This window comes from Microbacterium azadirachtae (assembly GCF_025583665.1).
Lineage (GTDB): Bacteria > Actinomycetota > Actinomycetes > Actinomycetales > Microbacteriaceae > Microbacterium > Microbacterium azadirachtae.
Map to the genome: position 1 here is coordinate 913658 of NZ_CP099706.1, position 13058 is coordinate 926715.

The 13058-nt window shown below is 70.6% G+C and carries 9 protein-coding genes; 7 read left to right on the forward strand and 2 right to left on the reverse strand.

Annotated features, from left to right (window positions below; genetic code table 11):
* The first annotated feature begins 12 nt into the window (after positions 1 to 12).
* The 6 genes from NFX31_RS04305 to NFX31_RS04330 all read left to right on the forward strand — a co-directional run bounded on the left by NFX31_RS04305 (position 13) and on the right by NFX31_RS04330 (position 8273).
* Positions 13 to 1596: a DNA-3-methyladenine glycosylase 2 family protein gene (locus NFX31_RS04305; RefSeq protein WP_045250777.1), complete on the forward strand. Its 1584-nt coding sequence runs from the start codon at positions 13 to 15 to the stop codon at positions 1594 to 1596.
* Positions 1593 to 2099 carry a methylated-DNA--[protein]-cysteine S-methyltransferase gene (locus tag NFX31_RS04310; RefSeq protein ID WP_091481320.1) on the forward strand — a complete coding sequence of 169 codons (507 nt, stop codon included), beginning with the start codon at positions 1593 to 1595 and terminating at the stop codon, positions 2097 to 2099. The genes NFX31_RS04305 and NFX31_RS04310 overlap by 4 nt, the downstream gene beginning before the upstream one ends.
* A 221-nt stretch (positions 2100 to 2320) precedes the next feature.
* Positions 2321 to 3187, forward strand: a complete 867-nt coding sequence (locus NFX31_RS04315) for an AraC family transcriptional regulator (protein ID WP_262956872.1) — start codon at positions 2321 to 2323, stop codon at positions 3185 to 3187.
* Positions 3188 to 3671: 484 nt separating this feature from the next.
* Entirely contained in the window at positions 3672 to 5555 is a 1884-nt protein-coding gene (locus NFX31_RS04320; RefSeq protein WP_045250788.1) for an ABC transporter ATP-binding protein, read from the forward strand.
* The gene (locus NFX31_RS04325; protein WP_262956873.1) at positions 5552 to 7360 is read left to right on the forward strand and encodes an ABC transporter ATP-binding protein; all 1809 of its coding nucleotides are present in this window, start codon (positions 5552 to 5554) and stop codon (positions 7358 to 7360) included. Before NFX31_RS04320 ends, NFX31_RS04325 begins: the two co-directional genes overlap by 4 nt.
* 70 nt (positions 7361 to 7430) lie before the next feature.
* Positions 7431 to 8273: a hypothetical protein gene (locus NFX31_RS04330; RefSeq protein ID WP_262956874.1), complete on the forward strand. Its 843-nt coding sequence runs from the start codon at positions 7431 to 7433 to the stop codon at positions 8271 to 8273.
* Between the two features lie 170 nt (positions 8274 to 8443).
* Here the strand turns inward: NFX31_RS04330 and NFX31_RS04335 are convergent, their stop codons facing one another.
* Positions 8444 to 8896, reverse strand: coding sequence for a GNAT family N-acetyltransferase (locus tag NFX31_RS04335; RefSeq protein WP_045249454.1), 453 nt, complete (start codon positions 8894 to 8896; stop codon positions 8444 to 8446).
* A gap of 207 nt (positions 8897 to 9103) precedes the next feature.
* Between NFX31_RS04335 and NFX31_RS04340 the strand changes: the two genes are divergently transcribed.
* Positions 9104 to 11323 carry an NADP-dependent isocitrate dehydrogenase gene (locus NFX31_RS04340; RefSeq protein WP_091481277.1) on the forward strand — a complete coding sequence of 740 codons (2220 nt, stop codon included), beginning with the start codon at positions 9104 to 9106 and terminating at the stop codon, positions 11321 to 11323.
* A 134-nt stretch (positions 11324 to 11457) separates the two neighbouring features.
* Here NFX31_RS04340 and NFX31_RS04345 read toward each other — a convergent pair whose 3' ends face one another.
* Complete coding sequence (locus NFX31_RS04345) at positions 11458 to 12942, reverse strand: L,D-transpeptidase family protein (protein ID WP_139168329.1); 1485 nt, start codon at positions 12940 to 12942, stop codon at positions 11458 to 11460.
* Between the last annotated feature and the right edge of the window lie 116 nt (positions 12943 to 13058).

Genomic DNA, 13058 nt, shown 5'->3' on the forward strand with positions numbered 1-13058 from the left:
CAGAGTGGAGGCATGAGCTTCCCCGCGATGACCTTCGACGAGCGGTACCGCGCGATCGACGCGCGGGACACCCGCTTCGACGGGCAGTTCGTGACGGCGGTCCGCTCGACCGGGATCTACTGCCGACCGAGCTGCCCTGCACGCACGCCCAAGCCCGAGAACGTCACCTTCTTCCCGACCAGCGCGGCGGCGCACGAGGCGGGCTACCGCGCCTGCAAGCGCTGCCTCCCCGAGGCGGCGCCCGGCTCGCCGGAGTGGAACCTGCGCGGCGACGTCACGGCCAGGGCCATGCGCCTCATCGCCGACGGGGTCGTCGAACGCGAGGGCGTGCCGGGGCTCGCCGCCCGCCTGGGCTACTCGGCGCGTCACCTCACCCGGTTGCTGACGGCCGAGCTCGGCGCCGGGCCGCTCGCGCTCGCCCGTGCGCATCGCGCGCACACCGCCCGCATGCTGCTGGTGGGCACCGATCTGCCGATCGCCGACGTGGCGTTCTCGGCCGGCTTCGCGAGTGTGCGCCAGTTCAACGACACGGTGCGCGAGGTCTTCGGTCTCGCGCCGGGGGAGCTGCGCGCGCGGCGTCACGGCCGCGACACGGCGAGCGCGGCGGCGGTGGTCCCCGGTGAGATCGAGCTGCTGCTGCCGTACCGCCGTCCGCTCGACGCGGAAGGGCTGTTCGCCTGGATGCGCGCGAGGGCGCTGCCCGGGGTCGAGACCGCCGGCGAGCGCTCGTTCGCGCGGCACCTGCGCCTCGGCGGCGGACCCGCCTGGTTCGAGCTCCGCCTCGACGACGCCGACCGCCTGCACCTGCGGGCGCGACTCGCCCAGCTCGGCGACCTCGCGCCGCTCGTCGCACGCGCCCGCCGGCTGTTCGACCTGGACGCCGACCCGCTGGCCGTCGACGCGGCGCTCTCGGGGCACGAACCGCTGGCGCCCCTCGTCGCCGCGGTGCCCGGCATCCGGGTGCCCGGTGCGGCGGATCCGCACGAGATGCTCATCCGCGCGATGATCGGCCAGCAGATCACGGTCGCCGCCGCGCGCACCGCCCTGACCCTTCTCGCCCAGGAGCTGGGGGAGCGGGTCGGATCCGGTCCCGAGGGTTCGGGGGAGGGGATCCTCTTCCCCACCATGACGGCGATCGCCGAGCACGGCCACGAGGTGCTGCGCGGCCCGGCGGCGCGCATCAGAGCCGTCACCGGCGCCGCCGCCGCCCTCGCCGACGGCTCGCTCACGCTCACGCTCGGCGACGACGGCGATGCGCAGCGCGCAGCCCTCCTCGCCATGCCCGGGATCGGGCCGTGGACCGCCGACTACGTGCGTATGCGAGTGCTCGGCGACCCCGATGTGCTCCTGCCCGGAGACGTCGCCGCACGCGCGGGGGCCGGCGCGTCAGGGATCCCGTCCGACGCCGGGCCGCTCACCGCGTGGGCGACACGCGTCGCGCCCTGGCGCAGCTATCTCACCGCCCACCTGTGGCGCGCGGCCCCGGCGAAGGCCGTGCGGAAGGGCGGCGGCGCACCGAGCGCCGTCGACGCTTCCCCGTCGGCCCTCGCCCCGAAGACCGCACCGACCATCTCGATCACGGAAGGCACGAAATGACCGCCATCATCCAGACCGTCGACACCCCCGACGGGCCGTTCACGATCCTCGCCGACGAGTACGACCGGGTGCTCGCCTCCGGGTGGACGGCCGACCACGAAGCCATCCTGCAGCGACTCGCGGAGAAGCACCGTCCCTCCGAGGTCACGGAGGGCCGCACCGCCGCGGCGGACGCCGTCGCCGCATACTACGCGGGGGATCTCTCGGCGATCGACACGGTCGCGGTGCACCAGTTCGGCACCGACATGCAGACCGCCGGCTGGGAGGCGCTGCGCCGGATCGTCCCGGGCGAGCCGCTCACGTACACCGAGTTCGCCGTCGCTCTCGGCAAGCCCGGGGCCGTGCGCCCCGCCGCGTCGATCTGCGCACGCAACGCCCCCGCATTGTTCGTCCCCTGCCACCGCGTGCTGCGCACCGACGGCACCCTCGGCGGCTTCGCCTGGGGCGAGGACGTCAAGCGCCGGCTGCTGGACCGAGAGGCCGCGCACGCGATCGCCGCGTGACCATCCTGGCCGCGCGGACCGGGCGAGGAGGCGCTCCGCGACGGGGCTCGATCATGCCGCAGCCGCAGCCGCAGCCGCAGCCGCAGCCGTAGCGGTGCGGCTGTGGGACGCCGCGGGCGCTTCGCGCCGGAGTCGGGCGCGCCCGCGCCTCCTTGGGGGTTATTTGGGGGGTTTGAGGGGGCGCCTCAGGTTGGCCATGAGACCGATGGGACGATCGCCTCATGGGGATCGCTGTAAGCGCGGCTGAGACGCATCTGCTGGCTGGTATGCCGGATCCGGTTGTTGCGTTGAAATTCCGCAACGTCATTACCGCGCTGCATGCGATCGGTCCCGGAGAGAGATGGCGTTGGGGAACGCAGACGCCTGCGGGGAGAGAAACCGCCGTGGTTCTCGTGCCCTCTGCACCTATCCGATTGCAGAACGCCGGGTCGGACCCTAAGAATGTGCCGCCCGGCACTCTGGTGTTTCTTCATCCGCATCGACCGACCGCTTTGTACGCGGGGCAAAGCGGTACGGTCGTATCCGCGTGGATCCCGTGGGAGGCCTTGGGGGAGATCGAGACAAGCGTTCGAGTTCCCTCGACCCGAATCGCCCCGAGCGCACTGGGGCGTGGACTACATGCACTTATTGTCTCCCTGCTCGCAGAACCGTCCACGCAATCTCCGCTCACGGACTATCTTGTTGAGCAGATGCTCACGGAAATGGTCTTCGGTGTTCTCGTCGAAGCAGCGCCCCGAGTTGATCTGGTCGGCGGCCATAGGCACGCGATTGAGAAGGCGCGCTCGCTCCTGCTGACGCGACGTGCCGATCCGGAATACGACGTGGAGGCGCTGGCGCGCGACATGCATATGTCGATCCGTCATCTGCAGAGGCTCTTTGCGGCAGAAGGTAGCACGGTCGCGAGCGAACTGCGTCGGGCACGGGTCAATCTCGCGCGTGGGCTGATATCCAACCCTGAGAACCTGGTTCTGGATATTGCAGAGATAGCGTGGCTCTCGGGTTTCGGGGAGGCAGCGAAGATGCGGCGCGCGTTCGCCTGGGCCGGCCTGCCGTCTCCCCGGAAGCTGCGCGACGCCATGGTGCGATGACGCAACCCAAATGAACGACGGCGCCACACCAGGGATGGGGAGACGGCTGCGCCGCCGAAGGCGCGTCGAGTTGTCCAGATTCTGAGCCCGGATCTCTTCCCTCGTCCGATGTAGAAGCGATCGCGGGGTCCTGCGCTGTGGAGACGCTGAGCCAGACGCCGGTGGTGGTGTCGGGGCGTACTGGGTGTCACGCGCTGGTGAGATCGGTTTCGGGAAAACGCTTGCGCTCCGCCGGTCCGCAAACGTAGGCTGGACGGCTGTCGCGTCAACCGACCCGGCGGCCGTCGAACCGAGGAGGACACCATGCCCACGATCACCACTGCGTCGTCGATCAGCGCTGTCGCCGGTTCGCCTCTCGCGTCGGCCGAGGACTGAACCCCTCCGGTTCCTCCCCGGCCCACCGGCCGCTCATCGCACGGATGCATCGCATCCGCTCCTTCTCGTCCCCTGCCATCCCTGATGCGATACGTCACTGCTGAGAACAATGTCTGAAGAATCCTCGTCCTCGTCCGCCTCCACCCTCTCCACGCCCCGCGCCCTGGCGCGCCTGGCGCCCTTCGTCAAGCCGGTCGCCTGGCGCCTGGTCGGCGGTGGGCTCTCGGCGCTCGCCGCCGCGGTCATCGCCCTGTGCGTGCCGCTGCTGCTGCAGGTCGTGCTGGAAGGGCCGATCGCCAGCGGCGAGATCGGCGCCATCGTCTGGGGAGCGGTCGCGATCACCGTGCTCGCCCTCGGTGAGGCGCTCATGGTCTGGCTGCGCCGCCAGTTCGTCCTCAACCCGGCCACCCAGGTCGAGTACCGCATGCGCACGCAGCTGTACTCGAACCTGCAGCGCCTCCCGGTCGCGTTCCACGACCGCTGGCAGTCCGGCCAGCTGCTCAGCCGCATGATGCAGGACATCGGCCTGATCCGCCGCTGGCTCGCCTTCGGTCTCGTGCTGCTCGTGGTCAATCTGCTGACGATGCTCATCGGTGCCGTGCTGCTGTTCCGGTGGCACTGGCTGCTCGGCACGATCTTCCTGCTCACCGCGGTGCCGCTGTGGATCTCCGGCTTCCTGTTCGAGAAGCGCTACGGCGTGCTCACGCGCCGCAGCCAGGACCAGGCCGGCGACCTCGCGACGAGCGTCGAGGAGAGCGTTCACGGCATCCGCGTGCTGAAGGCGTTCGGCCGAGGCAAGCATGCTCTCGTCAAGTTCGCTCGGCAGGCGGAGTCCCTGCGCGAGACCGAGCTCAGCAAGGCCCGCTCCGTCGGGTGGATCTGGTTCTGGCTCGTGCTCATGCCCGAGATCGCCTTCGCGCTGAACCTGGTCGCAGGCATCTGGCTGATCGCGCAGGGCGCCCTGACCGCGCCCGAGCTGTTCGCGTACTTCGCGATGGCGACCGTGCTGCGCTGGCCGATCGAGTCGATCGGCTTCCTGTTCTCCTTCATGCTCGACGCGCGCACGGCCACCGACCGCGTGTTCGAGATCTACGACGAGCAGAACACGATCGTCGACCCCGAGAAGCCGCTCACGATCGCGGAGCCCCGCGGCGAGCTCGCGTTCGAGGGGGCGCGCTTCCGCTACCAGGACGCCCGCCCTGGCGAGCGCGACCTGCTCGACGGCATCGACCTGGTGCTGCGTCCCGGCGAGACGATGGCCCTCGTCGGGATCACCGGATCCGGGAAGACCACGCTCACGACCCTGCCGACGCGCCTGTACGACGTGACCGGCGGGCGCGTGACCCTCGACGGGGTCGACGTGCGTGACCTGACGCTGGCCGAGCTGCGCACGCACATCGCGATGGCGTTCGAGGACGCGACGCTGTTCTCGGCCACGGTGCGCGAGAACGTGCTGCTGGGCCGGGCGGATCTCGACATCCACAGCCCCGAGGCCGAGCAGGTGCTCCGGGAGGCGCTCGAGGTCGCCCAGGCCGGGTTCGTCGACACCCTCCCCGAAGGCGTCGAGACGATGATCGGCGAGGAGGGGCTGAGCCTGTCCGGCGGACAGCGCCAGCGCCTCGCCCTCGCCCGCGCCGTCGCGGCCAAGCCCAAGGTGCTCGTGCTGGACGACCCGCTGTCGGCGCTCGACGTCGACACCGAGGCCCTGGTCGAGGAGGCGCTGCGTCACGTGCTCGCCGAGACCACCGCGCTCATCGTGGCGCACCGTCCGTCCACGGTCGCGCTCGCCGACCGGGTGGCGCTGCTGCAGGACGGGAAGGTCACCGCGGTGGGCGCCCACTCCGAGCTGCTGCGCACCAGCGCGCACTACCGCCACGTGATCTCCAGCCTCGAGGCGGAGGAGGCGGCGCGCACCGGGGCCATCCCGGTCGTCGCCGAACAACAGGACGATGCTGACGAAACCCGCGTCGACGCAGAGGAGGTGCAGGCATGAGCGTCATCGGAACCCAGGACGAGGACCGCTCCGACCTCACGCACGAGGAGAGCCGGGCGATCCGGCGTCGATCGCTGCGGCTGTTCGGATCCCTGATCTCGCCGCTCAAGGCGCAGATCACCCTGACGGCGCTGGTGCTCGTCGTCTCGACGGCCGCCCAGGTGGCGGGTCCCGCGCTGGTCGCGTACGGGCTCAACACGGCGCTGCCGGCGGTGCTGAAGCACGCGGACTGGATGCCGACGATCGTCGTGGGCATCGTGTTCCTCATCGTCGGCGGGGTCGGATCCGCGCTCATCGGCTGGTACGCCGTGCTCACCGCGCGCATCACCCAGGCCGTGCTGCTGGATCTGCGCAAGCGCATGTTCCTGCACACGCAGCGGCTCAGCCTCGAGTTCCACGAGAGCTACACGTCCGGCCGGATCATCTCGCGCCAGACCAGCGACCTGGACTCGATCCGCGAGCTTCTGGACGGCGGACTGAACCAGCTCGTCTCGGGCCTGCTGTATGGCGTGTTCACGTTCATCGCGCTGGTGCTCGTCGACTGGCAGTCGGGTGTGGTGCTCGTGCTCGCCGGCGTCCCGCTGGCGTACCTGATGCGCTGGTTCTACCAGCGCTCGCAGCTCGTGTACCGGGAGTCGCGGGTGATCAGCGCGAAGGTCATCGTGCAGTTCGTCGAGACCATGACCGGCATCCGCGCCGTCAAGGCCTTCCGCAAGGAGCCGCGCAACGACGTCTCCTTCCAGGAGGTCGCGGGCGACTATCGCGATGTGAACCGGCGCTCGATGCTGCTGTTCGGCACGTTCGAGCCCGGTCTCATGGCGGTCGCCGCGCTCACGCTCGGCGTGGTCGTGGTCTGGGGCGGCGTGCGCATGGCGGACGGCCAGATCCAGGTCGGCATCCTGCTCGCCGCCGTGCTGTACGTGCGCAACTTCTTCGCGCCGATGCAGGAGATCGCGATGTTCCTGAACTCCTTCCAGTCCGCCACGGCGGCGCTGGAGAAGGTGTCCGGCGTGCTGGACGAGGTGCCCACGGTTCCGGACCCGGCGGCGCCGACCGACCTCTGGGAGGCGAAAGGGCACGTCCGCTTCGACGACGTGGAGTTCGGTTACGCGGCCGATCGGGTGATCCTGCCCGACTTCTCGCTGGACATCCCCGCGGGGCAGACGATCGCGCTGGTGGGCACCACGGGCGCGGGCAAGTCGACGCTCGCGAAGCTCGTGTCGCGCTTCTACGACCCCACGGCGGGCTCGGTGACGTTGGACGGGGTGGATCTGCGCGATCTGCACCCGAAGGACCTGCGCCGCGCGATCGTCATGGTCACGCAGGAGGCGTACCTGTTCAGCGGCACGGTCGCCGACAACATCGCCCTCGGCAAGCCCGACGCGACACTGGAGGAGATCCGCGCCGCAGCGCGCGCGGTGGGCGCCGACACGTTCATCGACTCGCTCCCGGACGGCTACGACACCGACGTGAACAAGCGCGGCGGCCGCGTCTCGGCGGGGCAGCGCCAGCTGATCTCGTTCGCGCGCGCCTTCCTCGCCGATCCCGCGGTGCTGATCCTCGACGAGGCGACCGCGTCGCTGGACATCCCGTCCGAGCGGCTCATCCAGGATGCGCTGCAGACGCTGCTCGCCGACCGCACCGCGATCATCATCGCGCACCGGCTGTCGACCGTGGCGATCGCCGACCGGGTGCTGGTGATGGAACACGGTCGCATCATCGAGGACGACGCCCCCGCGGCGCTCATCGCCGGCACGGGCAAGTTCGCCCAGCTGCACGCCGCCTGGCAGCAGACGCTGGTCTGAGGGGCGCCGGGATGACGGGGCGCGGCTCACCGGACCGTGGCGACGCGGGCCCGATCGGTAGGCTCGAGGAGTGGATCCGTTCTGGGCCGCGGCCGCGGAGTTCTGGTGGGTCGCGCCGGTCGTCGCCGGCGGGGCGGTCGTGAGCGTGGCCGGCGTGCGGCGCAGGCTCTCGTCCGGCGGGCGCCGTCTCGGGTACGACGCGGCGCGCCTGGACCTGCAGAACGCGCTCCGGCAGGCGAACGAGGCGCGCGTCGCCGTGCGTGTCGCGCGCGCCGAGCTCGCCGGGCTCCTCGCGGGCCGCGCCGCAGGTGCCACCGACCCGGCGGCGGTCTCCGACGCGCGCCGGAGGGCCCGCGAAGCGGAGCAGGGCTCGCGGGCCGCCGCAGCCGCGGTGCGCGCCCGGCGGGCACGGCTCGAGGCGGCGCGCGCGGAGCTCGCACTCGGCGCGGACCCGCAGCGCCGGCCGCTGCCGCGCACCATCGCCGCCCACGACGCCGTGCTCGCGCGTTGGATGGCGTACGAGACCGATCCAGGACTGCTGCTGGCCTATCCGGCGATGGGCGACGCCCGAGATCCCTCGACGAGCGCGTTCCTCACCGCGATGGCGCAGGCCCGCGACGCCCGTCCCGCGCCGACCGCACGGATCACCCCAGCGGAGTTCGGCGCGTACCGCGACGCCGTCGAACAGCTCCGCCGTGCGTTCGACACCGCCGAGGAGGACGCTCGAGCGCGGGCCGCCGGCCGGGATCCGGTGCGCGAGCGCGAGCGCGCCGCGCGCTCCGGCGCCTGGCAGGACGCTGCGCAGCAGGCGATCGCACTGTCGGCGGACGCGCTGGACCGGGCGACCGATGCGGCCGCGTCGTGGGTGGCGGCGTGGAACGCGCGCGACCGAGGGCCCAAGCGACGCGGCTGAGAGCGGGCGGCGGAGGGCCGTCGGTCAGCCGGTCGCGGTTCCGGGGCCGGGGTGCGGGTGACGCCGGGAGCGGGTGTCGATGCGGCTGAGGACGACGGGGCTTCGATGGGGGAGGGGATTCGAAACCCCGCCGCCTGTCTCAGAGTACTGTGCACCCGCCTGCGCACGCATCAGAAACGGATCTCTGCGATCACTTCCGCGTACTCGGTCTCGCCCACGGGGGTGAAGCCCACCCGCTGGAAGAACGCCTCGGGTCCGCCGGCACCGGCTTCGTAGATCACGTTCAGATGCTCGAAGCCGCGCTTGCGAGCCTCTTCGATCAGGCTCTCCACGGCGAAGCGGCCCACGCCGCGGCCCTGGTCGTCGGCGTCGACGTTGATGCGCCACAGCACCGAGCGGAAGTGCTCCTCCGGGGCGTCGTGGTCGAAGTTCGCGCTGACGAAGCCGACGACCTCGTCGCCGTCCAGCACGACGCGCTGCCAGCTCGTCTGCGGATTCATGACGGTCGCGGCGATCCCGTACGAGACCGGAGCGAGGTACTGCTCCTGCCCGGGCTTGAGGGAGAGGTTGTTGACGGCGACGATCGTCGCCGCGGACAGTTCGACCAGTCGCAGTTCCGTCATGGACCCAGGCTAAACCCTGGACGGCCCGCATGTCGGTCGTCGCCGAAAGGTGGGGAGAAGTTCACCTCGGCCGCCCCGGGGACGGTCTCCGCACGGGAGGCGCGCGGCAGGTATCTTGGTATCGAGACAAATCGTGCGCGTTTCCCCGCGTGAGCATCTGCGCGAGGCCGCTGTCTGAAACCCTTCCTGCGTGAAACGGAGACCCCGGTGACCGACGACGCCATCATCTACACCTACACGGACGAGGCGCCGGCGCTGGCCACGGCCTCGCTGCTGCCGATCGTCCAGGCCTTCGCCCACCAGGCGGGCGTGGACATCGAGACCCGCGACATCTCGCTCGCCGGCCGCATCCTCGCCGCGTTCCCCGAGCGCCTGAGCGCAGGGCAGGCCGTGGGCGACGCGCTCGCCGAACTGGGCGGACTCGCGACCACGCCCGAGGCCAACATCATCAAGCTGCCGAACATCTCGGCCTCGATCCCGCAGCTCAAGGCGGCGATCGCGGAGCTGCAGCAGAAGGGCTTCGACGTCCCCGACTATCCGGACGACGCGTCCACGGTCGAGGAGAAGGACATCCGCGCCCGTTACGACCGCATCAAGGGCTCCGCCGTGAACCCGGTGCTGCGCGAGGGGAACAGCGATCGCCGCGCCCCGCTGGCGGTGAAGAACTACGCGAAGAAGCACCCGCACCGCAACAAGGCGTTCGGCGCCGGATCCAAGACGCACGTCGCGACGCTCGGTCACGACGACTTCAAGGCCAACGAGAAGAGCTGGGTCTCCCCGGGCGACGATGTGCTGACCATCCAGCATGTGTCGGCCGACGGGCAGGTCACCGTGCTCAAGGAGAACCTGAAGGTCCTCCCCGGCGAGATCGTCGACGCCACGTTCCTCGACGCCGCCGCCCTCGACGCCTTCCTGACCGAGACGCTCGCCGAGGCGAAGGCGGAGGACGTGCTGTACTCCGTGCACCTGAAGGCGACGATGATGAAGGTGTCCGACCCGATCATCTTCGGCCACGTCGTGCGCGCCTACTTCAAGGACGTCTTCGACCAGTACGGCGAGCAGCTCGCCGCCGCGGGCCTGACCGCCAACGACGGACTGGGGTCCATCCTCGCGGGACTCGCGGATCTCGAGGGCGGCGAGGCGATCGCCGAGGCGTTCTTCCGCGCCATGGAGAACGGCCCGCGCCTGAGCTACGTGAACTCCGACAAGGGGATCACCAACCTGCACGTGCCGAGCGACGTGATCGTCGACGCGTCGATGCCCGCGCTCATCCGCAACGGCGGCAAGCTCTGGGGCAAGGACGGCGGGGAGGACGACACCCTCGCGGTGATCCCCGACTCGTCCTACGCCGGCGTGTACCAGGCGACCATCGAGGACGTGATCGCGAACGGGCCGCTCGACCCCGCCACGATCGGGACCGTGCCGAACGTGGGTCTGATGGCGCAGGCGGCCGAGGAGTACGGCAGCCACGACAAGACCTTCGAGATCGCCGCGGACGGCGCCGTGCAGGTCGTGACCTCGGCCGGCGCGGTCGTGCTCGAGCACCAGGTGCACGCGGGTGACATCTGGCGCGCGACCCAGACCAAGGACGTCCCCGTGCGCGACTGGGTCAAGCTCGCCGTGAGCCGCGCCCGTGCGACCGGCGCCCCTGCCGTGTTCTGGCTGAACCCGGAGCGCTCCCACGATGCCGCGCTGATCGCCAAGGTGACCGAGTACCTCAAGGACTACGACACCGAGGGCCTCACGATCGAGATCCTCACGCCGGAGGAGGCGACGCGCTACTCGCTCGCCCGCATGCGCAAGGGCGAGGACACGATCTCCGTCACGGGCAACGTGCTGCGCGACTACCTCACCGATCTGTTCCCGATCCTCGAGGTCGGCACGAGCGCGAAGATGCTGAGCATCGTCCCGCTGCTCGCCGGCGGCGGCCTGTTCGAGACCGGCGCGGGCGGATCCGCGCCCAAGCACGTGCAGCAGCTCGTCGAGGAGAACTACCTGCGCTGGGACTCGCTGGGCGAGTTCTTCGCGCTGGCCGCCTCCTTCGAGCACTTCGCCGACCGCACCGGCAACGCCAAGGCCGCCATCCTGGCCAAGACGCTCGACGCCGCGACCGGAACGTTCCTCGAGAACGACCGCTCGCCGGGCCGTGCGCTCGGCACGATCGACAACCGCGGGAGCCACTTCTACCTGGCGCTCTACTGGGCCCAGGAGCTGGCGAAGCAGACTGAGGACGCCGACCTCGCCGCGGCGTTCGCGCCGGTGGCCGCCGCGCTCGCGGCCGACGAGGAGCGCATCGTCTCGGAGCTGACCGCGGTGCAGGGCAAGCCGGCGGAGATCGGCGGCTACTACCGCCCCGACGGCGCGCTGGTGGCGAAGGTCATGCGCCCGTCGGCCACGCTCAACGCGGTCATCGACGGCCTGAGCTGATCAGACGACGAAGGGGGCGGTCGCGAGTCGTGACCGCCCCCTTCGTCGTCGGCACGGGACGATGCGCCGACGCATGCGGAGAGGCCCGACGCGCGCTGCGCCGGGCCTCTTCGAAGACGGAACCGGGATCCGGCTCAGTAGTGCACGTTCACCTCGGTGCCCTGCGGGCTCCAGTCGAACAGCCACTCGGCGCGCCACTCCGGCATGCCGACGCAGCCGTGGCTCATCGGCGTGCCCCAGTTGTCGTGCCAGTACACGCCGTGCAGGGCCTCGTCGCCGTTGAAGTACATGATCCACTTCACGTCCGGCTGGTAGTAGAACGGGGCCTTCGTGAGGTCGGTGTTGCCCATGTTCTGGGTCTCGAGCTTCCAGTTCACGGCGAACGAACCGGTGTGCGTCGCGAAGTCGCCGCGGCCCGAGGAGATCAGCCAGGAGTCGACGACGTTGCCGTTCTCGGTCACGGTGAGCGTCTCGGTGCTGAGGTTGACGTCGATCTTGCGCAGCAGCGTCGTGGAGGCGAAGGGCGTGTCCTTGACCGGAAGGGCGAACGCGCCGTTCCCGCCGGCGATCTGCGACGCGAACGCCGCCGCGACGCCGGAGACGTCGCCGAGCTGGCGTCCGGTGACGCCCGGGGTCACGTCGTCGAGCACGGCGCCCGAGGAGTCCACGATGCTGGTCGCATTGACCGGAGCGCGGTTGACCAGAGCGGGGAGGGCGTCGACCGACTTCTGGATGGCAGCCTGGTCGGCGTGGATGGTGAGCTTGCCGTCCTCGGGGGTGACGGTGATCCACTTCGAGGCGGTCGCCGGGTCGATCGGGACGGTGCGCTCGGTGCCGACGTAGAAGCCCAGGGCCGAGAGCATCGTGTTGAGCTGCGCTGCGGTCGCCGTGGCGTCCTTGTCGGTGATCGCCGGCGCGGTCGTCGCGGCCTTGGCGGGGAAGGACACCGATCCCTGGCCCTTCTCGGCGGCGGCGGTGATCGCGGTGGTGAGTGCCTTCAGGTCGATCCCCGAGCCGTTCTTCGCCGGGGTCGCGACGTAGCCGGTGCCGTTGAAAGCCACCGTGGCGTCGGTCGCGTCCTGGTAGACGGTGGGCACCTGAGCGCGCAGCGCGTGATCGGCGGCCCGGTCGTCGAGACTGATCGTCGCGGCGACGGGTGCGCCCATCCAGGTCGTGATGTTCCACATCGGACGGTCGGCGAACGCCTTGTCGGCGAGCTTCGCCGCATCGACGCGCAGGCCCAGGTCGGATCCGGTGACGCGCTTGCCGGCGCCCTCGCCGGTGAGCGTGACCTGCATCCCGTTGAGATGGTTGCTGACGGCCTCCGCCGCGGCTCCCGGGGTCATCCCGCCGACCTGCACGCCGGCGATGGCCGTGCCGGGGGCGATGAGGACGGTGGAGGCGGCACCGAGGCCCAGTGCGAGCACGCCCAGGCCGATGCCGACCCAGCGTCCGATGTGGCGCTTCTTCCGGGGTGCCTCCTCGGAGGGAGCCCACTCCACGGGGCGGTCGCCCGCGCCGCCGTCGCCCACGGCCTCTGCAGCCGTGTTCGCGTCCGTGCCGTCGACGATCGCGTTCTCCTCGGTCGGAGCCCCCGCTGCCGTTGCCAGATCCGTCACGTGCACACCCCCCTTGAGTCAGAGTTCTGTCAGTCTTTCAAGGATAGGGGATGCCATATCACAAAACGGCAACGGAAGCACATCACCGGGCCGAAGCGGCTGATGCTCGGCGAATT

Excerpts from the sequence above, each read along its gene's own strand:
- NFX31_RS04335 (WP_045249454.1), bottom strand. The coding sequence starts at position 8,896 with ATGACGGAACTGCGACTGGTCGAACTGTCCGCGGCGACGATCGTCGCC.
- NFX31_RS04305 (WP_045250777.1), top strand. The coding sequence starts at position 13 with ATGAGCTTCCCCGCGATGACCTTCGACGAGCGGTACCGCGCGATCGAC.
- NFX31_RS04320 (WP_045250788.1), top strand. The coding sequence starts at position 3,672 with ATGTCTGAAGAATCCTCGTCCTCGTCCGCCTCCACCCTCTCCACGCCC.
- NFX31_RS04310 (WP_091481320.1), top strand. The coding sequence starts at position 1,593 with ATGACCGCCATCATCCAGACCGTCGACACCCCCGACGGGCCGTTCACG.
- NFX31_RS04325 (WP_262956873.1), top strand. The coding sequence starts at position 5,552 with ATGAGCGTCATCGGAACCCAGGACGAGGACCGCTCCGACCTCACGCAC.
- NFX31_RS04315 (WP_262956872.1), top strand. The coding sequence starts at position 2,321 with ATGGGGATCGCTGTAAGCGCGGCTGAGACGCATCTGCTGGCTGGTATG.